21 protein-coding genes are annotated in these 18,806 nt (G+C 68.5%); 17 read left to right on the top strand and 4 right to left on the bottom strand.

Annotated features, from left to right (window positions below; genetic code table 11):
• Positions 1-16 precede the first annotated feature (16 nt).
• The 3 genes from AC1D1A_RS12730 to AC1D1A_RS12740 all read left to right on the top strand — a co-directional run bounded on the left by AC1D1A_RS12730 (position 17) and on the right by AC1D1A_RS12740 (position 2,262).
• The gene (locus AC1D1A_RS12730) at positions 17-403 is read left to right on the top strand and encodes a DMT family transporter (protein WP_476849797.1); all 387 of its coding nucleotides are present in this window, start codon (positions 17-19) and stop codon (positions 401-403) included.
• Positions 404-579: 176 nt separating this feature from the next.
• Positions 580-1,590 (top strand): aldo/keto reductase, encoded by a 1,011-nt coding sequence (locus AC1D1A_RS12735; protein ID WP_476860211.1) that lies wholly within the window; start codon positions 580-582, stop codon positions 1,588-1,590.
• Positions 1,591-1,611: 21 nt separating this feature from the next.
• The gene (locus AC1D1A_RS12740) at positions 1,612-2,262 is read left to right on the top strand and encodes an MBL fold metallo-hydrolase (RefSeq protein ID WP_476873658.1); all 651 of its coding nucleotides are present in this window, start codon (positions 1,612-1,614) and stop codon (positions 2,260-2,262) included.
• Between the two features lie 122 nt (positions 2,263-2,384).
• Here AC1D1A_RS12740 and AC1D1A_RS12745 read toward each other — a convergent pair whose 3' ends face one another.
• Both AC1D1A_RS12745 and AC1D1A_RS12750 read right to left on the bottom strand, forming a co-directional pair.
• On the bottom strand, positions 2,385-4,289 hold the full coding sequence (locus tag AC1D1A_RS12745) for a DEAD/DEAH box helicase (RefSeq protein ID WP_476849799.1): 1,905 nt from the start codon (positions 4,287-4,289) through the stop codon (positions 2,385-2,387).
• Between the two features lie 344 nt (positions 4,290-4,633).
• A complete protein-coding gene (locus AC1D1A_RS12750; RefSeq protein ID WP_476857000.1) occupies positions 4,634-4,951 on the bottom strand; it encodes a hypothetical protein in 318 nt (105 codons plus the stop codon).
• A gap of 215 nt (positions 4,952-5,166) precedes the next feature.
• Here AC1D1A_RS12750 and AC1D1A_RS12755 point away from each other — a divergent pair, with 215 nt between their 5' ends.
• From AC1D1A_RS12755 to cycA, 12 genes are all read left to right on the top strand, one after another.
• Positions 5,167-6,192, top strand: coding sequence for a class I SAM-dependent methyltransferase (locus AC1D1A_RS12755; protein ID WP_476947857.1), 1,026 nt, complete (start codon positions 5,167-5,169; stop codon positions 6,190-6,192).
• Positions 6,189-6,881, top strand: coding sequence for an SAM-dependent methyltransferase (locus tag AC1D1A_RS12760; protein ID WP_476857002.1), 693 nt, complete (start codon positions 6,189-6,191; stop codon positions 6,879-6,881). The genes AC1D1A_RS12755 and AC1D1A_RS12760 overlap by 4 nt, the downstream gene beginning before the upstream one ends.
• Positions 6,882-7,071: 190 nt before the next feature.
• The gene (locus AC1D1A_RS12765) at positions 7,072-7,596 is read left to right on the top strand and encodes an Asp23/Gls24 family envelope stress response protein (protein WP_476947858.1); all 525 of its coding nucleotides are present in this window, start codon (positions 7,072-7,074) and stop codon (positions 7,594-7,596) included.
• Positions 7,593-7,784 carry a hypothetical protein gene (locus AC1D1A_RS12770; protein WP_476947859.1) on the top strand — a complete coding sequence of 64 codons (192 nt, stop codon included), beginning with the start codon at positions 7,593-7,595 and terminating at the stop codon, positions 7,782-7,784. Before AC1D1A_RS12765 ends, AC1D1A_RS12770 begins: the two co-directional genes overlap by 4 nt.
• A complete protein-coding gene (locus tag AC1D1A_RS12775) occupies positions 7,784-8,182 on the top strand; it encodes a hypothetical protein (protein ID WP_476947860.1) in 399 nt (132 codons plus the stop codon). Before AC1D1A_RS12770 ends, AC1D1A_RS12775 begins: the two co-directional genes overlap by 1 nt.
• A complete protein-coding gene (locus AC1D1A_RS12780) occupies positions 8,179-8,760 on the top strand; it encodes a hypothetical protein (RefSeq protein WP_476947861.1) in 582 nt (193 codons plus the stop codon). Before AC1D1A_RS12775 ends, AC1D1A_RS12780 begins: the two co-directional genes overlap by 4 nt.
• A complete protein-coding gene (locus tag AC1D1A_RS12785; protein ID WP_476947862.1) occupies positions 8,757-9,362 on the top strand; it encodes a hypothetical protein in 606 nt (201 codons plus the stop codon). Before AC1D1A_RS12780 ends, AC1D1A_RS12785 begins: the two co-directional genes overlap by 4 nt.
• A 61-nt stretch (positions 9,363-9,423) precedes the next feature.
• Complete coding sequence (locus AC1D1A_RS12790; protein WP_476849806.1) at positions 9,424-9,654, top strand: CsbD family protein; 231 nt, start codon at positions 9,424-9,426, stop codon at positions 9,652-9,654.
• Between the two features lie 42 nt (positions 9,655-9,696).
• Positions 9,697-10,284, top strand: a complete 588-nt coding sequence (locus tag AC1D1A_RS12795; protein WP_476887112.1) for an RNA polymerase sigma factor — start codon at positions 9,697-9,699, stop codon at positions 10,282-10,284.
• Positions 10,281-10,874: an Asp23/Gls24 family envelope stress response protein gene (locus AC1D1A_RS12800; RefSeq protein ID WP_476849808.1), complete on the top strand. Its 594-nt coding sequence runs from the start codon at positions 10,281-10,283 to the stop codon at positions 10,872-10,874. The genes AC1D1A_RS12795 and AC1D1A_RS12800 overlap by 4 nt, the downstream gene beginning before the upstream one ends.
• Positions 10,871-11,347, top strand: a complete 477-nt coding sequence (locus AC1D1A_RS12805; protein ID WP_476947863.1) for a hypothetical protein — start codon at positions 10,871-10,873, stop codon at positions 11,345-11,347. The genes AC1D1A_RS12800 and AC1D1A_RS12805 overlap by 4 nt, the downstream gene beginning before the upstream one ends.
• Before the next feature lie 387 nt (positions 11,348-11,734).
• Positions 11,735-13,249: a D-serine/D-alanine/glycine transporter gene (cycA, locus tag AC1D1A_RS12810; RefSeq protein WP_476857008.1), complete on the top strand. Its 1,515-nt coding sequence runs from the start codon at positions 11,735-11,737 to the stop codon at positions 13,247-13,249.
• 146 nt (positions 13,250-13,395) lie between these two features.
• Here cycA and AC1D1A_RS12815 read toward each other — a convergent pair whose 3' ends face one another.
• Both AC1D1A_RS12815 and AC1D1A_RS12820 read right to left on the bottom strand, forming a co-directional pair.
• Complete coding sequence (locus AC1D1A_RS12815) at positions 13,396-14,844, bottom strand: MFS transporter (protein ID WP_476947864.1); 1,449 nt, start codon at positions 14,842-14,844, stop codon at positions 13,396-13,398.
• A gap of 91 nt (positions 14,845-14,935) precedes the next feature.
• Positions 14,936-15,967 (bottom strand): Lrp/AsnC family transcriptional regulator, encoded by a 1,032-nt coding sequence (locus AC1D1A_RS12820; protein ID WP_476947913.1) that lies wholly within the window; start codon positions 15,965-15,967, stop codon positions 14,936-14,938.
• A gap of 210 nt (positions 15,968-16,177) precedes the next feature.
• Here AC1D1A_RS12820 and AC1D1A_RS12825 point away from each other — a divergent pair, with 210 nt between their 5' ends.
• Together AC1D1A_RS12825 and AC1D1A_RS12830 are read left to right on the top strand one after the other, a co-directional pair.
• Positions 16,178-17,446: a M20 metallopeptidase family protein gene (locus tag AC1D1A_RS12825; protein ID WP_476947865.1), complete on the top strand. Its 1,269-nt coding sequence runs from the start codon at positions 16,178-16,180 to the stop codon at positions 17,444-17,446.
• A gap of 23 nt (positions 17,447-17,469) precedes the next feature.
• Entirely contained in the window at positions 17,470-18,759 is a 1,290-nt protein-coding gene (locus tag AC1D1A_RS12830) for an MFS transporter (RefSeq protein ID WP_476887110.1), read from the top strand.
• The last annotated feature ends 47 nt before the right edge of the window (positions 18,760-18,806 follow it).

Genomic DNA, 18,806 nt, shown 5'->3' on the forward strand with positions numbered 1-18,806 from the left:
GATGAAACCAGCTGCAATGTCATGGGTGATTCTGCTCGCTTCCGCTGTGCTGGAGGCGGTCTGGGCCACGGCACTGGGCCTGTCCGACGGGTTCTCCCGCCCGTTGCCGACCCTCGTGTTCGCCGTGACGGCCACCCTCAGCATGGTGGGGCTCGGCTTGGCCGTGAAGCGCATTCCGCTCGGCACCGCCTACGCCATCTGGGTGGGGATCGGCGCTGCACTGACGGTCGGCTGGGCGATGGCCACCGGCGTCGAACCGGCCAGTCCGCTCAAGCTGCTGTTCATCGCCGGAATCGTCGGCTGCGCGGCGGGCCTGAAGCTCCTCCCGCCAACGGCGGACTCAGAGGAACCGGCACAAGGCGCTGTCCGGCCGGCCTCCCCTGCGGAAATTCCCCACGTTTAGGGCAGTACGACGGCGTGTCCCCGGCGGCGCGCCGTCGTGCCGGCCGCGCAAGGGTCAAAGGTGGGGAGAATCGTCTGCCCGGCCGATAGCAGGGCCGGAATAGCCGCGCGCATCCCGGGGTTCTTGGCAGGGACGGAAGTCCTACGGAACTATTCAGTGCGCGAATGGAGACCAAGATGACGGCAGCAACAGTCCGGCTCGGCGACGGCCTGATGGTCAGTCCCCTGGGGTTCGGCGGTATGGCCCTGACCCCTGTCTACGGCGAGGTGGACCCGGCCGAGGCCCTGCGGACCCTGCATCACGCGGTGGACGCCGGCGTCAGCTTCATCGACACGGCGGACATTTACGGCGGCGGCAGCAACGAGGAGCTGATCGCGCGGCTGCTCAAGGAACGCCGCGGCGAAGTCCAGCTGGCCACCAAGTTCGGCCTCGTGGGCACACCGTCGGCCGGCTACACGGACATCCGCGGCGACGCCGCCTACGTGCGGCAGGCCGTGGACCGCAGCCTGCAACGGCTGGGCACCGACACCATTGACCTGTACTACCTGCACCGCCGTGACCTCCGCGTTCCGATAGTGGAAACCGTGGAGGCCATGGCGGGGCTGGTACAGGCCGGCAAGGTGCGGCATCTGGGCCTGTCAGAGGTGACGGCCGAGGAGCTGCGCGAGGCCAGCCGCATCCACCCGATCGCCGCGGTCCAGAGCGAATGGTCCATCTGGAGCCGCGACGTGGAACGCAACGTGGTGCCTGCCGCCGCCGAACTCGGGGTGGGATTTGTGCCGTATTCGCCGCTGGGCCGGGGATTCCTCACCGGCACCGTGGACGCCTCGACGCTGGGCAGCAACGACTTCCGCCGCAACATCCCGCGTTTCGCGGCGGACGCTGCCAGCGCCAACAAGGGCGTGGTGGCGGCCGTGCAGGCGGTCGCTGCGGAACTGAGCGTTGCCGGGCAGGCTGCAACTCCTGCCCAGGTGGCGCTGGCCTGGCTGCTTGCGCGGGGCCGCCAGCTGGGACTGCCCGTGGTCCCCATTCCCGGCACCCGCAAGGCGGACCGGATCGACGAAAACCTGGGCGCCCTGGCCCTCGACTTCACCGCAGCGCAACTGAGGACGCTCGGGTCCGCCGCGGACGCCGTCGTCGGTTCCCGCGCCGCGGACCCCAACTGGGTGTCCCAGGGCCGTGAATAGCGGCTCCGTAGACTGATGCCCATGGACTCGCTCATTCACTCTTTACGTGACATCACCATCCGCCGGATTTCGGTCGGCGAGATGGACAACAATGTTTACCTGCTCACGGCCAAGGCCTCCGGCGCGCAGCTCCTGATCGATGCGGCCGATGATCTGGCCGCCATCCAGGGGCTGCTCGCGGACGCCGCCGCGGATACTTCCGCGACGCCGAAGCTGGCGCTGGTTGCCACCACCCACCAGCACTGGGACCATGTCCGGGCGCTGCCGTCCCTGGTGGAAGCCACCGGTGTGAAAACGGCGGCCGGGACAGAGGATGCCCCGGAGCTGCCAGTGCCGGTGGATGTACTGCTGGATCACGGGGACGTCGGCAACTTCGACGGCTTCGATGTGACGGCTGTACATCTGCGCGGCCACACACCGGGTTCGATCGCCCTTGTGTACCAGGACCCCGAAGGCCCGGCTCACATCTTTTCCGGCGACTCGCTGTTCCCCGGCGGGGTAGGCAACACACAGAAGGATCCGGCGCGCTTTGCCCAGCTGATCACCGATGTGAGCGAGCGGCTGTTCGACGTGTATCCGGATGACACCGTGGTGCACCCGGGACACGGCCAGCCCACCACCCTCGGCGCGGAACGGCCCCACCTGGAAGAGTGGCGCGCCCGCGGCTGGTAGCTTCAGCTTTTCGCGGCGTTCTTGGACAACCGCTGCGCTTTCGGACGGCCGCTACGGGGATTCCCGTAGCGGCCGTCCGTTTGCGCAGCGCCAGCTATTTTGCGTAGCTGAGAACCGGAACCTTAGCGGCCGCGGCGTTCGTTCGAGGCCGGAGCCGACGCGCGGCGGGGGCCCGAGCCGCGGGCCGGACGTCCTTCACCGGAACGGCCGTTGCCGCCGCCGGCGTAGGATCCGCCCGAGGTGCCACCGGTGTTGGAGGACCAGACCGCCGCGCTGCCTCCGGATTTGCTGCTGGCGGACTTGGCGCCGGCAGCCGCACGCTGGCCGGTTGCCGGGCGTCCGCTGCGCTGGCCGCCGGTCGAAGCGCCGGTGCGGGGAGCGCCACCTGTGCGGGGTGCTCCGCTGCGGGGAGCCGAAGCGCCCCGGGCGTCGCTGCGTCCGTCTGCGGCGCGTCCGTCCGAACCGCGGCCGGCTGCGGCACGGCCGCCGGCGGCCGGAACATCGTTGTGGTGCGCGTAGGCGGTGGTGCGGCCGCGGCCACGCGCATTCCGGCGTTCGGCGCGCTCGGCATCTGCGCGGTCCTGGTTCTGCTCGGCGACACGGTCGGCGGCGTTGCGGGCAGCAGCCTTGCCTTCGTAGGCGACGGCGCGGCGCTCGGCGCGCGGCAGGTCGGTCCGCGGTGCCTCGGCGGACACCCGTCCGCGTCCGCCACGGCCACCACGACCACCCGCGGTGGGTGCAGCCTGGGTGGTGCGGCGGGCGCGCTTGCGCTCGGCGTTGGCACCGGTGGAGGTGCCGCCGCCGTGCTGGGCGGCTTTGGCTGCCAGCAGGGCGGCACGGGTGCGGGGATCGATCTTGTCGGCCATTTCGCCGACCAGTTCAGCAACCAGCGGGGAGTTGGCGGTGACGCGCTCGAAGTTGACCTCGACGCCGGCAGCCTTCATCAGCTTCTTGACGTCGGACTGCTGCTCGGGCAGGGTCAGCGTGACCACGGTGCCGTCGGAACCGGCGCGGGCCGTACGGCCTGAGCGGTGCAGGTACGCCTTGTGCTCCGTGGGCGGATCCACGTGGATGACCAGTTCGACGTCGTCGACGTGGACGCCGCGGGCCGCGACGTCGGTGGCCACCAGGACGCGGACATCGCCGGAGGAGAACTCGGCCAGGTTGCGGTCACGGGCGTTCTGCGAGAGGTTGCCGTGCAGATCGACGGCGGGGATGCCGGCGTCGGTCAGGGTCTTGGCCAGCTTGCGGGCGTGGTGCTTGGTGCGCATGAAGAGCACGCGGCGGCCGGCGCCGGAGGCGAGCTCGACGATCAGCTGCTTCTTGACGGTCTGGTCGTTGACCACCAGCACGTGGTGTTCCATGGTGGTCACCGCGGCCTGCGGGTCGTCCACGGAGTGGGTCAGCGGGTTGGACAGGTAGCGCTGGACGATCTTGTCCACGCCGTTGTCCAGGGTGGCGGAGAACAGCAGGCGCTGGCCCTGGGTGGGGGTCATGTCCATGAGCTTCTTGACCACCGGGAGGAAGCCAAGGTCGGCCATGTGGTCGGCCTCGTCCAGGACGGTGATCTCGACTGCTTCGAGGGTCAGGATGCGCTGGCGGATCAGGTCCTCCAGGCGGCCCGGGCAGGCGATGACGATGTCGACGCCGGCGCGCAGGGCCTTTTCCTGGCGGGCCTGGGAGATGCCGCCGTAGATCACGGTGGTGGTCAGGCCCATGGCCTTGGCCATCGGCTCGATGGTCGCGTTGATCTGCGTGGCCAGCTCGCGGGTGGGAGCCAGAACCAGGCCCATCGGGCGGCCGGGCTTGCGGAAGTGCTTGGCTTCGCGCTCTGCGAGTCGTGCCACCAGCGGGATGGCGAATGCGATGGTCTTGCCGGAGCCGGTGCGGCCGCGGCCCAGGACGTCGCGTCCGGACAGGGTGTCGGGAAGGGTCTTGACCTGGATCGGGAAGGGCTCCACGATCCCCTGTGCGGTCAGGGTGTCGGCAAGTGCTTTGGGCGTGCCGAGGGCAGCAAATGTAGTCATGTGTTTCAAAGTCTTTCAGGCGGTATCCGTGCGGATATCGGCCCCCGATGCCGGTTGGCTCAAGGGTTCGCCGAAGAAAAGTCAGGTGATCAACCGGGCTGTTGCCAAACTTCAGCAAGCGGCCGCCGGGACCAAATGGAACGCGTTCATCGACGCAGGATGTGCCTCTCACATGAAAAAATCCCACTGCCTGCGTGCGGATTCCCGAAGGAATCCGGCAGGGATCCGGCTGATGGACCGAAGCCGGTCAACCAAATCAAAAGTGGGCATCACTGCACATCAAGTTCCACTAGCCTACCACCCGGCAGGCCCGGGTCCCGTATCCGTGACGGCCGGCCCGGCCCCTAGCCCGCCATGCTGGGGGCTTGGAACAGCGGCATGTGGGACAACTGGGCGGATGCATGAGCGGATGTGTTGACGGCCGCCCGTGACGGCGTTTTGGCCGGTCCCCGGTCGGCTGGCCGCAGGATCACGAGCGCCTCGGCGTCGATGAGGCGGCGGGTCCCCGTCCGGGCATCGAGGATCCAGAACAGGTCCACGCCTGTGACGGTCTGGGTCACCGGGCCCCGGTGGAAGAGCTTCCCGTTGTGCCACGCCTCGATCTCGTCCCCCACGTTCAACTCGGCCGAGCTGCGGATCTGCCGTGCTTCGTCAACGTCCATGGTCATTGCCCTTCCCCAGCGTTCAATGTCTTGTGCCCAGCATTCATGACGCAGGTTTCAGATTGGTTTCCGTAGCGTGATTTCCACGTGTCCGTCCGCCTGCGCGGCGCCCGGACGGAGGCCCGGACGGCGTATTGACCGCCCTTACGTCCGGGAGGACCATGGTGGGCGGGAAGGGCCGCACGAGGGGCGGCCCGTGAGGGGAGTCGGACGCAATGCCGGGAATAGTCTCCGCTGGCCTGTTTCGGGTCATCCAGCTGGCGTTGTTTCCCTTGAGTGCGGCCGGCTACATCACGTCCGTCCCCGGGATGCTCGCCTACAGCCGGCGCACCGGCACGTCGGCCACGCTGCTCGCATCCCTCTACACGCGCTGGATGCAGCACCGCCTGGGGACACGGCCGGATGTCCCCGCGGCCCGGCTCATGGCCGTTCTGCCGAACGTGTCCGCGACTGGCATCCAGATGGAGACTGCCCCCACGCTCGCCGCCCACCTGATCACGGGCTACGTGCCCAGGCTCTACCGCTATCCGTACCCGGGGCCGGCACCGATGCGCCACCAGCCGACAGCACGGACCAGCCTCTATGACGCGGCCGTTCAACGGCATCGCGGGGGCATCGACCAGCTCGTGATCCTCGGGGCGGGATTCGACACCCGGGCGTTCCGGCTGGCGCCCGGGGACCGGGTGCGTTGCTTTGAACTCGACCTGCCCCGGACCCAGGCTTTCAAACTCGCGATGCTCGAAAAAGCGGGCCTCTCCACGCGCCTGGCCACGTACGTACCCGCCGATTTCGAGACCGAGGACTGGATGGAGAAGCTGCTCGCAGCCGGTTTCGACCCGAGCCGGGCCGCCCTGTTCCTCTGGGAAGCGGTGACCATGTACCTGGACCGCGCCTCCGTCGAGGCGACGCTGCGCAGGATCGCCGGCACCGCCCCGGGCAGCATCGTGGCCTTCGACTACTTTTCGAGGGAAACGATCACCTCGGGATCGCCCTACATGCGGTACGCGCGGGCTGCCGCGAGATTCGTCGGCGAGCCCCTGACCTTTGGGATCGACAACCCTCCCCCGGCCAGGAAAAGCGCCGCGGACTTTGTTGGGGGCTTCGGACTGGTCCTTGAGGAGCACAGGAATTTCGGCAAGGAGACCCGACGGCGGTCCGCGCCGGGAGGTTTCGTCACCGCCGTCGTGCCTGAAAACAAACAGCGAAACCCGGCGAACCGCCGTGATGAGGGGAAACCATGACAAAACGCAGCCACAGCCACGGGCATGACGCCGCCGAACACGCGGCGGTCGAGGATGCGGCGCCCGGTTCCGCAGCCCGGATGTGGGATGAAAAGTACAGCAGCCGGTCCAGGATGTGGAGCGGGGAGCCGAATCCGCAACTCGTCGCCGAGGTGGCGGACCTTCCTGCCGGCGAGGCCCTGGACCTGGGGTGCGGCGAGGGCGCGGACGCGATATGGCTCGCTGCCCGCGGTTGGAGCGTGACGGGCCTGGACGTTTCCGCCGTCGCCCTGGAGCGTGCGGCCGCCCACGCCCGGGAACGGGGCCAGGACGCCACCATCGAGTGGGTGCAGCAGGATCTTGCCACATGGGTCCCGGACCGGTTGTTCGACCTCGTCACGGCCCAGTTCCTGCATTCCACCCAGATGCCGTGGCAGCAGGCGTTGCAGCTCGCCGCGGCCGCGGTGCGGACCGGCGGAACGCTGCTGATCGTCGGCCATCACCCCGACGGGCTGCCTCCGTGGGGCGCGCACCATACTCCGGAGAAGTTCTTCACGGCCGAGGACCTTGCCCGGGAACTCCGGATCGAGGAGCCGATGTGGCGTGCCGAGGTCCTGGACAGCCGGCGTCGCAGCGCCGTCGGGCCCGACGGCGAGGCAGTGTCCCTTACGGATGCCGTGCTGCGGGCCACGCGCCTGGCCGCCCAGTAGACAGCCCAACGGCCTGTCGGGCCGTTGTCTGGATGGCCTGCGGGGCCGCTGCCTCAGGCGGCCCCGGGATGTCCAGGACCGCATGTGATGCAGCTCACTCCGATTCGACCGTGAGGATTTCCGTTCGCGGCCCGTCTTATCTATGACGGCGCCACAGAGCGTCTTCCTCAACCGATCAGGAGTGATTGCCTTGACCACCCAGACGCACACCCCGGCAGACGTCCAGGGACAGGCCGGCCCGGCAACCGCAGCGAAGGCACCCGCAGCGAAGGCGCCCGCCGCGAAGTCCCCCACGTTGGGCGCGCCCGCACCGGCCCCAGGCATCGACGGCCGCGGCGCGACCACTGTCGCAGACGGCGTCGTGGCAAAGATCGCCGGCATCGCGATCCAGGAAATCGAAGGAGTGCACGCCCTCGGCGGCGGAGCAGCCCGTGCGCTGGGAACCCTGCGTGAAAGGGTCGGCCAAAAGGACCTCACCCAGGGCGTCAGCGTGGAAGTAGGACAAACCCAGGTAGCCGTCGACATCACCCTGGTGGTCGAGTACCCGCACCCGCTCCAGCTTGTCGCGGACAAGGCCCGCGACGCTGTCTATACGGCCATCGAGGACCTCGTCGGCATGGAGGTGACGGAAGTGAACATCACCATCACGGACATCCATGTGCCCTCCGATGACGAGGACACCGAGGACGCACGGACCGAGCCGAGGGTGGCTTGAGCCCCACGCTGGCCGGCCTGGCCATCGGAGCCATCCTGGCCGCAGCGTCCCTGGGGTTCGGATTCTGGGGTTTCCTGCTCACCGCGCTCTTCATGGGGGCAGGGTCCGTGCTCGGCCGCGCGGCCGAGGGGCGGCTGGATCTGGGCGGAGTGCTGGACGCCCTGCGCGGCAAGCGCTCCTCCTCGTGATGCGGGCGGGGCACACCCGGATCACCCCGGCAGCCCTCAGGCACACCATCGAGACGATCGCGGCCCACGCCTTCAGCGTTCCGAGATCCGACGTCGCCGCGGTGCTGGATGACGATTCGGGCCGGCTCGCCGCGAGAGTCTCCGTGAAGCTTGCGCTCCCGCCGCTCCTCGGCCCGCGCCGGGGGCCCGACGGCGGCACCGTCTTCGACCGCTCCCGGGCGGCCCGGACAGCCATCATTGCCCGCGGCCTGGACCTCACCGGCCGGACGCTAAGCAGCGTAGATATCCGGCTCAGCGGGGCCGCACAGCACTCCGGCACTGCCAGGGTCGACGCGCCATCCGGAGCGCCACGCCGGAACCACAAGGACCGGAACCACAAGGAAAGGAACATCGCATGAGCCAGGATCGAGCCATTCGGCGCCTCGTTCGCAGGGAGACCCACTCCTCCCGGGCCACGGCGTCCATCCTGACCGCTAGCGTCCTTGCCGCCGTCTTCCTCTGGCTTGCCCTCGAGACCGTCCTGGCCCTCCTCCAGGAGAGCCCGCTCCTTGGCAGCCCCGACCGGCTGGGCCGATGGCTCACCGGCGTGCCGGCCACCACGCTCCCGGCCGGGTTGGTGGCCGCCGGCGCCGGCCTGGCGGTTCTCGGTCTGGCGCTGCTCGCAGCCGCAACCATGCCCGGCCGCCGGTCCCGGCACGCCGTGCACAGCGGCCGGAGCGCCGTGGTGGTCGATGACGAGGTGATCGCCTCGGCAGTATCCCGGCGGGCGCGCCTCACCGCGGGGCTGGCACCCGGGCAGATCATCACCACGGTGGGCAAGCGGGCTGTTCGCGTCCAGGTCCGTCCGACGTCGGGCGTTTCCGTGGACCGGGACGCGATCACCGCCGCGGTCGACGACGAGCTGGCCGGGTACTCCCTTGGCCGCCGGATCGCACCGACAATCCACATCATGAGGGAAGGGGCGCTGGGGCAATGAGTCGGACCAACAGGGCATTGAACCGGATCCTGCTGGCCCTGGCCGGGCTCGTGCTGCTCGCGGCCGGCGCCGCAACGGCTGCCGCCGGGATCCTGCCGGACGTTGCGGCCGCATGGGCGGCCACAGGATCCTCCCTCCTGGACCAGGCCGGAACACTCCTCGCCTCGGCACCGCTCCCGGGCCCCGCCCGCAGCTGGTGGGCCGTGGCCGGGTTCGCCGCGCTGGCCGCGGCCGCCGGGCTCAGTATCGCCTGGATCGCATCGCAGGGTGGCGGCCGGACACCTCGCGTCGGCCGGGAATCCGACGGCGGCCGCGGCACCACCGTCGTCGAAACCGGGTTAGTCTCGGCGGCCGTCAAACAGGCCCTCGCCGGCAACCGCCTGGTACTCGGCACCTCGGTATCGGCATGGGACAACAGAGGCACAACGGGACTCCGGCTGCGGCTCCAGGCGCGGCAGGGCGCATCTCCAAGGGAGATCGCGGACACCGCCGACGTCCTGGTCCAGGGGATCGACACATTGCTCGGCCATCCGCTCCCGGTTCTGGTCCGAATCACCAGCGGCACCAAAACCTGGGCGGCCGCACCGGATCGCGCCCGCTAGCCGGCCGGAAGATACGTACCGCAACACCGCACCACGCCGTAATGACAGCAGAGGAAACATCATGGGAATCGACGACAAAGTCAACTACACAGTCATCCACCACATCGGTGCGGCCAAAGAAGGCGTCGGCAGCATGACAGGCGACCAGGGCCTCAAGCGGGAAGGCCAGCACGAGCAGGCCCAGGCAAAACTGCAGGAGGCCGGCGACCGGGTCAAGGACGCCGCGGCCGATATCGGAGAGAACATCAAGGACGCCGCGCGGAAGCTCAAGGAAGGCTTCAGCAAGGAGTAGCCCGCACCCCGATATGCCCGCGATGAAAGCAGAGATAAGCGCGTGACTGGTTCACCTTCGGCGCCGCATCAACTGGACCTCGTACCGGACGCCCTGCTGGTGGGTCGGGCCACCGACGGCGACACCGCCGCTTTCGAGGCGCTGGCCCGACGCCATGGCCCCGTTATGCGGGCCTGCGCCCGCCGCCTGACCGGCTCCCTCGCCGATGCCGACGACGTAGTGCAGGAATCGCTGATGCAGGCCTGGAAGCAGCTCGACACCCTGCGCGATGGGGACGCCGTGAAGGGCTGGCTGCTGCGTATTACCGGCAGCCGCAGCATCGACCACCTGCGCCGGCGAAGAAACCATTCGGACCTCGGCGATCTCCACCACGGGCTGGAGGCTGGTGCGGGCGCCGCTCACAGGGACCACCCCGAACACGCCGCCCTGAGCGGTTCCCGGATGGACGCGCTCAAGACCGCGCTGGCCGCCCTGCCCGAGGAACAACGCCGCTGCTGGGTGCTGAAGGCGTTCAATGACCAGAGCTATGAGGAAATTGCGCAAACCTTGAACATCAGCACTGCCAGCGTCCGCGGCCGCCTTTCCCGGGCACGCATCACTCTGGCCCGCGAAATGGAGGACTGGCGATGAGCACCCCTGGCGAGACTCTCGGCTGCGGGCACAACCTGGCAGACCTGAGCGAATACCTGGACACCGGACGGATCGGCGATCCCGGCCACCTTGAGGACTGTCCCGAATGCCAGTCCGGGCTGGCCTCGCTGCGCAGGCTCGCGGCCCTCGGCAATGAACTGCTCGACGCCGACACCGCTGCGGCCGGCAGCGGCAGCGACGACTGGATGAAGACCATTCTGGACAACCTGCACCTGGAACTGCGGCCGGGCAGGAACATTCCCCTGCGCGCCGACACACCCGGCGACCTCCTCACCGAGACAGAGGGCGCCATATCGGCGCTGATCCGCTCTGTTGCGGATTCCCTGCCCGGCACCGCTGCCGGAAAATGCCGCCTGTACGGGGACGTCACCGAGCCGGGGGCCCCCATCACCATCGGCGTCGACCTCGCCGTCGTCTACGGGCATCCCTTGGAACAGCGCGCCACCGCGCTTCGCTGGAAGTTGGCCACGACCCTGGCCCTGCAGACAGAACTGAACATCACGGCGATAGATGTCACGATCACCGACGTTTTGGAGCCCGGCAATCCAGACCCAGAGGAGACGCCATGACCCAGCCCTTGCCTCCCGGGCACGGCACGCCTGCGGCACTGCCCGACGGCGCGCTGCCGGCCGAGCTGCCCGACGCTGCGCTGCCGGCCGAACAGCCCGACGCCGCGCTGCCGGCCGAACTGCCCGACGCCGCGCTGCCGGCCCAGCTGCGGGCGGTCATCGAGGCCGTTCACGGCGTGACGGCGGTGTATCCGGCGCGACCGCTCTGGCAAACGATCGCGGGCGCGGCCCGGTCGGCCGTGACCGGAGAAGCGCCGCCGGCTGTTGACGTCATCGATTCCGGTGCCGGCGCGACACCTTCGACCGTGAGGACGCGCATCGGCGTGAGCGGGGCGTACCCGGCCCCGGAGGTGGCCCGGGCCGTGGCCGCGGCGGTGCGGCGGCACTTCAGCCCGCACCCTGTGAACGTCCACGTTGGCATCGTCCAGATCGGCATCGACCAGGTTTCAGAAGCCCCGCCGCGCAAAATATGACAAAAGACAGCGGACGACAACTGAAGCTAAGATGATCGACAGCTGTCGAACCCGCCCACGGGCGGGTGATCTGCGCCAATGCGATTCGGAGCCCCGCAGCGGGCGGGCGTGCCCGCGTCGCAATTTTCCCTAGGGCCCGGCGAAAGATGAGGGTCCCGGACCGGCTCCCGCGCCTTCCGGGAGCTTCGTCCCGCCGGGAGCGCGGCGGCACTCCACCGACCAGACGGTCCACCAACGCGGACCGACGTGACAACAGGGACCACGAAATACCGGCCCTAACCTTGATCTACCCGCCAAAACTGTTACCTCCGTCACACTCTGACGGATCCGTGCGGCCCGCACTGTGGAACCCCCGCCGGCGACCGCCTGTGACAAGGAAGAAGCCTCATGTCTGAACGCACCACCACGGCCGCTCCGGCCACTGCAGAATCTGACATTGCCCAAACTGGAACTGCCGCCTCCGCCAATGGTGACTCCGGGAACCGCGAACCGCACCTCGCCCGGGCCCTCGGCAACCGCCACATCCAGCTGCTCGCCATCGGCGGCGCGATTGGCACCGGCCTGTTCATGGGGTCCGGGAAGACCATCTCGCTCGCCGGCCCCTCCGTCATCTTCGTCTACATGATCATCGGCTTCATGCTGTTCTTCGTGATGCGTGCCATGGGCGAGATCCTGCTCTCCAACCTGAACTACAAGTCCTTCAGCGACTTCGCCGGTGACCTCCTGGGGCCGTGGGCCGGCTTCTTCACCGGATGGTCCTACTGGTTCTTCTGGGTGGTCACCGGGGTGGCGGACATCGTCGCCATTTCCGGCTACGTGGACAAGCTCGCTCCCGGCACGCCCCTGTGGATCCCCGCGCTGCTCACGCCCGTGGTCTTGATCCTCCTGAACCTCCCCACCGTGAAGGCGTTCGGTGAAGCGGAGTTCTGGTTTGCCATCATCAAGGTGGTCGCCATCGTGGCCCTGATCGTCACCGGCGCGGTCATGATCGCAACCCACTTCACATCCCCGAACGGCGCAGAAGCCAACCTCGCCAACATGTGGAACGACGGCGGCATGTTCCCGCACGGCATGTTCGGCTTCGTCCTCGGCTTCCAGATCGCCATCTTCGCTTTCGCCGGGATCGAACTGGTGGGCACCGCCGCCGCCGAAACCAAGGACCCGGAGAAGAACCTGCCGCGCGCCATCAACTCCATCCCGGTCCGCGTCCTCCTCTTCTACGTGGGCGCCCTGGTGGTCATCATGGCCGTCAATCCGTGGCGCACCATCGACCCCGCCAGCAGCCCGTTCATCGGCATGTTCACCCTCGCCGGGCTGGGGATCGCCGCGGTGGTCATCAACCTTGTGGTCCTGACCTCCGCCGCCTCCAGCGCCAACTCCGGAATCTACTCAACCTCCCGGATGGTCTACGGCCTCGCCCAGGACGGGAACGCGCCCAAAGCGTTCGGAAAGCTCAGCGTCCGCAAAGTACCGCAGAACGCGCTGCTGTTCTCCTGCATCTTCCTGCTGGCCGGCCTGGTCCTGCTCTATTCCGGCGACTCCGTGATCGGCGCGTTCACGGTGGTCACTTCCGTGGCGTCCGTGCTGACCATGTTTGTGTGGTCCATGATCCTGGTCAGCTACATCGTCTTCCGCCGCCGCCGGCCGGCCCTGCACGAGGCTTCGTCCTTCAAGATGCCCGGCTCCGCCTTCATGCCGTACGTCGTGCTCGCGTTCTTCGTGTTCATGCTGGTGGCCCTGGGGCAGGCCGACGACACCCGGCTGGCACTCTTCGTGGCGCCCGTGTGGTTCCTGCTGCTGGGCGCGGCCTGGCACTTCAACCGCAAGTCCCCGCTGCAGCAGGCCCGGATTGTGGAATGGAAGGCCGTCCGCTCGCAGGAGGAAGCCCGCGCGGCTGCCTGATCCCCGCGCTGAAACAAAGGAGCGCTGACGCACAGGAGCCCCGGCCGGATCATCCGGCCGGGGCTCCTGTGCAATGCTTGTTATGGTGCAGTGCGCGTCATGGTGCTGTGCCCGTCACGGTGCTGTGCCCGTCATAGTGCTTGCCGCTACGCGCGTTTGGTGACGGCGGCCGGGACGACGGCGACGCGCGGCGCGACGGCCACGGCGGCCATCCCGATCACCGCCGTCAGCGCGAACACTCCGGCAAACGACGCCGACGGCGCCGCCGTCGCGAACGCTGCGAACACGATCCCGGTGCCGGCGAGGGCCAGGGCACCGCCGAGGGAATCCGAAATGGACATCGCCGAACTGTTGAAACCCTCGGTGTCCTTGGTGGAGAGTGCCAGGGTCATGACGCTCAGCCGCGGATACATCAGGCCCATGCCGCCCCCGGCGAAGATCCATCCCGCGATCGCGACCGCGGCCGGCCAGGCCAGCACCGTGGTCACGAGGGCCAGGACGACGGCGCCAAGGACCAGGGCCGATCCGATCCGCACCGCCCTCCTGTGCTCCAGCCGGGTCCCCAGCCGACCCTGGATGGCCGACGCAGCAGCCCAGGCGATGGCGCCGCCGGTGAGCGTGAGGCCAGCAAACGTCGGGGCGAAGGCGTAGCGTTCCACGAGCAGGTACGGCAGGTAGACCTCGGCGCCGAAAAACGCCGCGGATGCCAGGCCGCGGGTAAGGATCACGCTCGGCAGGCCGCGCCGGGCGGTCAGCGTTCCGCGCGGCATGAGGGGACGGACGGCCAGGAGCGCGACGGCGACGGCGGCCGCCGCCAGCACCCCGCCGGCGACCGGTACCGCGGCGGACAGGTTCAGGCCCAGCACGGCGAGCGCTGCCAGTGCCGCCAGCGCCAACTTGGCAAGGCCTCCCGGCCGGCCGCGGGACCCTGGCTCAGCGGCCGGGGAATCTCCGTCGGCGCCCGTGCTGCCGTTCAGGCCGCGCAGGGCCGGGGCCGTCAGGAGCAGGGCCGGCACCACCAGTCCGACCACACCGAGAAAGACCCACTGCCAGCCGGCCAGTTGGGCCACGGCGCCGGCCGCGAACGGTCCCACGAGGGACGGGATGACCCAGGCCGCGGAGAAGGCGGCGAAAATTTTCGGATGCAGGACCGGCGGGTAGACCCGGGCAATCACCACGTAGAGGGCCACGGTAAGCCCGCCGCCGCCGAGTCCCTGCACCAGCCGTCCGGACACGAGGACCGGCATGATTCCGGCGGTACCGGCGATGAGCAGGCCGAGCACGAACATGCCCACTGCGGCCAGGAGCGGCGCCACCGGCCCCTTGCGGTCCGACCAGCTGCCCGCGGCCACCATGCCGATCACCCCGGTGGCAAGCGGCCCGGCGAAGGCCAAGGCGTAGAGTCCCGCACCGTCCAGTTCCCGGCTGACGAGCGGCATGATGGTGGTCACCGCCAGGGACTCGAAGGCCGCCAGGAACACAAGCGCGCAGGCGCCGAGGGTCACCAGCAGGTAGCTGCGGTGGAAGATGCCGGCCGATTCCGGGACGGCTTTCGGACGGGATTCCTGGTGATGGGGCGGGTCGGTCTGGGGCACGTGCCACAGCTTACAACCGGACCCTCACAGCCCGCCCGCCTGTGGGCCTATCAGCTGGCCGGTGGGCCCATCAGCTGCCGGTCCGCCGCCGTCAGCCCGCCTCGTCGAACCCCTGGGCAGGAACCACGACGGCGCCACTGGCCCTGGAGTCCGGGTTCAGCATCCAGCCCACACGCTTGACGGTGCTCAGCATGACGACGCTTTCCACGAGCTCGATCCCGGGCACTTTTTGCTGCAGCGCCACCTCGATGTTCATGACGTCCGCCAGGGACTGCAGCCACATGATGATCACGAAATTCGTGGGCCCCGTGGTGGAGGCGCTGAGCCGGACGTTCCGCATGGTCCTCAGCTCGGCGGCGGCGGCCTCGTGCCGCCCGGCGGGGACGTTGACGAACCATTGGCAGGTCACGGGGAAAGCGGAGAGTTTCTGGGCCACCTCGCACCGGAATGACAGGATGCCGCTGGCGAGCACACGGTTGAGCTGGCGCTGGACGGTGGCCGGGTGCCTGCCGAGGCCGCGGGCAATGTCCGCCGCCGTGGCCCGCCCGTCCCTGGCCAGGAACGGCAGGAGCGCCAGGTGACTTTCCGGCAGCGCCTCCCGGGCGGCAGCCTGGGCAACCCCGGTGGCCTCGGGGCCGGCCAACGCCCGCACGGCGGCCTTCTGCGCGCGGCTCAACACGTTCAGCCGCCAGGAGCCGCCGCTCGCGTGCAGCCTGGTGCACAGGGCGGTCTGATATTTGAGGAGGCCGTCAATCTCCTTCAGCCGGGAGATGACTTTCAGGCTGAAATCGTCCAGGGAGGGCGTAATGACGGTCAGCATGAGGTCCCGGTGGCTGGCTGCCTCCTCCACCGTGACGATTTCCGGCATCTCGGCGAGCCTGGCGGTGACTTCCTCGCGCCGGTGCATTTCGCAATCCACGGCGACGAATGCCAGGCACATTTGCTGGGGGTCACCGATCAGGTGGGCGGTGATCCAGGACACGCCAGAGTCCAGCAGCCGCTCCCACCGGGCGGCCAGGGTGGTGGCGTGCACGCCCAGCACCTGGGCCGCATCCGCCCAGCTCAGCCGCGGGGCAATCTGCAGGACGTTGATCAGGGCGAGATCGTCCTCGCTGAGTTCCATCATTTTTCCCTTCATCCATGCACGAAACCTGTGGCAACAGTCTATTCGTGCATTTTTTCTGGCCTTCGGGCGGGTGTGAACTGTGTCACTTGAGAATAGACGCAGGACGTCCCCACCGGACGTGAACCAAGGACCTTCGAAAACAAGCCAGTCGCCAACCAGGCGATTTTCGATAAACGACAAACGACAAACGACAAACAAGGAGAACACGTGCCGATCACCGCAGATGCCCGGGAAATGCAGACGGACCTTGCCCGGCTCCGCCACGAACTGCACCGGGAACCCGAGATCGGCCTGGCGCTGCCCCGCACCCAGGAGAAGGTGCTCAAGGCCTTGGACGGGCTTCCCTACGAGATCACCCTGGGCCAGGAGACGACGTCGGTCACCGCAGTACTGCGGGGCCAGGGGCCCGGGACCGAAGGGGGCTCCCGCCCGGCGGTGCTGCTGCGCGCTGACATGGACGGCCTGCCGGTGCAGGAGAAGACGGGCGTGGACTACTCGTCCAGGATCGACGGCGCCATGCACGCCTGCGGCCACGACCTGCACACCTCCATGCTGGCAGGGGCCGCCACCCTCCTGGCCGAACGCCGGCACCAGCTGGCCGGCGACGTCGTCCTGATGTTCCAGCCCGGCGAGGAAGGCTTCGACGGCGCGAGCCACATGATCCGCGAAGGCGTGCTGGATGCAGCCGGCCGGCGCGTGGACGCCGCCTACGGCATGCACGTGTTTTCCGCCCTCGAACCGCACGGCACGTTCTGCACCAAGCCCGGCGTCATGCTGAGTTCCTCCGACGGCCTGATGGTCACCGTGCTCGGCGCCGGCGGTCACGGCTCGGCCCCGCACTCGGCCAAGGACCCCGTCACGGCGGCCGCCGAGATGGTCACTGCCCTCCAGGTCATGATCACCCGCCAGTTCAACATGTTCGACCCAGTAGTCCTCTCCGTGGGGGTCCTCCAGGCCGGCACCAAGCGCAACATCATCCCGGAAACCGCACGCATCGAGGCCACCATCAGGACCTTCTCCGAGGAAGCCCGGCAGAAAATGATGGATGCCGTGCCGCGGCTGCTGAAGGGAATCGCGGCGGCACACGGCCTGGACGTCGACGTCGACTACCAGCAGGAGTATCCGCTGACCATCACGGACGAGGACGAAACGCACACCGCGGAGAACGTCATTGCGGGCCTGTTCGGCGACTCCCGGCTCTCCCGCTGGGCCACCCCGCTGAGCGGCTCCGAAGACTTCTCGAGGGTTCTGGCCGAGGTCCCCGGCACGTTCATCGGGCTGAGCGCCGTCCCCCGGGACACCGACCATGCCACCTCCGCGTTCAACCACTCCCCGTACGCCACGTTCGACGACGGCGTGCTGGCTGACGGCGCCGCACTCTACGCCGAGCTCGCCATCTCAAGGCTGGCCGCACTCGCGGCCGCCGACGCTCCTGCCGCGGCCAACACGGTTGCCGCCGCCTCCGCCCTTTCCTAACCCGCACCCCGAGGGAGAAGACCATGACTGCAGCCACGATCACGCCGGCGGCAACCCGAACATCCACCCGCAAGACGCTCGTCGGCACCGGCATCGGCAATGCCGTCGAATGGTATGACTGGGCCATCTACGCCACGTTCACGCCGTTCATCGCCAGCCAGCTTTTCAGCAAGTCGGATCCTGCGTCCGCGGTGCTGTCCACCCTGGCGATTTTCGCCGTCGGCTTCGTTGCCCGCCCTTTCGGCGGCTTCCTGTTCGGTTGGATCGGTGACCGGATCGGCCGGAAGGCTTCCATGACCCTGGCCGTGGGGCTGGCGTCGGTGGGCAGCCTGATGATCGGCATCGCGCCGACGTTCGCGGCCGTCGGCGTCTGGGCATCGCTCACGCTCCTGGTGGCGCGCCTGATCCAGGGCCTGGCCCACGGCGGCGAGCTGCCGTCGTCGCAGACGTACCTGTCCGAAATGGCGCCGAAGGAACACCGCGGCTTCTGGGCCACCCTGATCTACACCTCCGGCACCGTGGGCATCCTGTTCGGAACCCTGCTCGGTGCCGTACTGAACATGACGCTGAGCACCGAACTCATGAACGCGTGGGGCTGGCGCATCCCGTTCCTGATCGGCGCGGCCATGGGTCTCTACGCGCTGATCATGCGGTCCCGGCTGCACGAAACGGACGTCTTCGAGGGGGAGGCCGCGACGGAGAAGCGCGCTCCGATCTGGCCGCAGATTGTCCGCCACCGCAAGCAGGCCCTCCAGGTGATCGGCCTGACGGTCGGCCTGACCGTGATCTACTACATCTGGGGTGTCGTCGCCCCCAGCTACGCCACCACCGCCCTGAAGATCGACCGGGGCGAGGCCCTGTGGGCCGGCGTGATCGGCAACATCGTGTTCATCGCGGCGCTGCCCTTCTGGGGCAAGCTGGCGGACCGGATCGGACGCAAGAAAGTGCTGTGGGCCGGTGCGATCGGCGCCGGCATCATGCACTTCCCGATGACCGCCCTGCTCAAGGATTCCGCCTGGCAGCTGGCCGTCAGCATGTCCGTCATGCTGATCTTCATCGCCGCCAGCGCGGCGATCGTCCCGGCCGTCTACGCCGAGCTGTTCCCCACCAGCATCCGCACCGTGGGCGTCGGAGTGCCCTACTCGATCTGCGTGGCCGTGTTCGGCGGAACCGCGCCCTATCTGCAGCAGTGGCTCGGCACCACCGTGCAGATGCCGCAGCTGTTCAATGTGTACGCCGTGCTGCTGCTCGCCATCTCCGCGGCCTGCATCTTCACCATCCCGGAGACCAAGGGCAAAGACCTTACGCTCTGATCCGGTCCCGCCCGGTTGAGCTATCAGCTGTGGCTGTTCTGGAGGGT

This window comes from Arthrobacter sp. P1_B9, from assembly GCF_056406495.1.

Excerpts from the sequence above, each read along its gene's own strand:
- AC1D1A_RS12820 (WP_476947913.1), bottom strand. The coding sequence starts at position 15,967 with ATGGAACTCAGCGAGGACGATCTCGCCCTGATCAACGTCCTGCAGATT.
- AC1D1A_RS12740 (WP_476873658.1), top strand. The coding sequence starts at position 1,612 with ATGGACTCGCTCATTCACTCTTTACGTGACATCACCATCCGCCGGATT.
- AC1D1A_RS12755 (WP_476947857.1), top strand. The coding sequence starts at position 5,167 with ATGCCGGGAATAGTCTCCGCTGGCCTGTTTCGGGTCATCCAGCTGGCG.
- AC1D1A_RS12745 (WP_476849799.1), bottom strand. The coding sequence starts at position 4,289 with ATGACTACATTTGCTGCCCTCGGCACGCCCAAAGCACTTGCCGACACC.
- AC1D1A_RS12750 (WP_476857000.1), bottom strand. The coding sequence starts at position 4,951 with ATGGACGTTGACGAAGCACGGCAGATCCGCAGCTCGGCCGAGTTGAAC.
- AC1D1A_RS12785 (WP_476947862.1), top strand. The coding sequence starts at position 8,757 with ATGAGTCGGACCAACAGGGCATTGAACCGGATCCTGCTGGCCCTGGCC.
- AC1D1A_RS12780 (WP_476947861.1), top strand. The coding sequence starts at position 8,179 with ATGAGCCAGGATCGAGCCATTCGGCGCCTCGTTCGCAGGGAGACCCAC.
- AC1D1A_RS12735 (WP_476860211.1), top strand. The coding sequence starts at position 580 with ATGACGGCAGCAACAGTCCGGCTCGGCGACGGCCTGATGGTCAGTCCC.
- AC1D1A_RS12830 (WP_476887110.1), top strand. The coding sequence starts at position 17,470 with ATGACTGCAGCCACGATCACGCCGGCGGCAACCCGAACATCCACCCGC.
- AC1D1A_RS12800 (WP_476849808.1), top strand. The coding sequence starts at position 10,281 with ATGAGCACCCCTGGCGAGACTCTCGGCTGCGGGCACAACCTGGCAGAC.
- AC1D1A_RS12760 (WP_476857002.1), top strand. The coding sequence starts at position 6,189 with ATGACAAAACGCAGCCACAGCCACGGGCATGACGCCGCCGAACACGCG.
- AC1D1A_RS12775 (WP_476947860.1), top strand. The coding sequence starts at position 7,784 with ATGCGGGCGGGGCACACCCGGATCACCCCGGCAGCCCTCAGGCACACC.
- cycA (WP_476857008.1), top strand. The coding sequence starts at position 11,735 with ATGTCTGAACGCACCACCACGGCCGCTCCGGCCACTGCAGAATCTGAC.
- AC1D1A_RS12730 (WP_476849797.1), top strand. The coding sequence starts at position 17 with ATGTCATGGGTGATTCTGCTCGCTTCCGCTGTGCTGGAGGCGGTCTGG.
- AC1D1A_RS12805 (WP_476947863.1), top strand. The coding sequence starts at position 10,871 with ATGACCCAGCCCTTGCCTCCCGGGCACGGCACGCCTGCGGCACTGCCC.
- AC1D1A_RS12790 (WP_476849806.1), top strand. The coding sequence starts at position 9,424 with ATGGGAATCGACGACAAAGTCAACTACACAGTCATCCACCACATCGGT.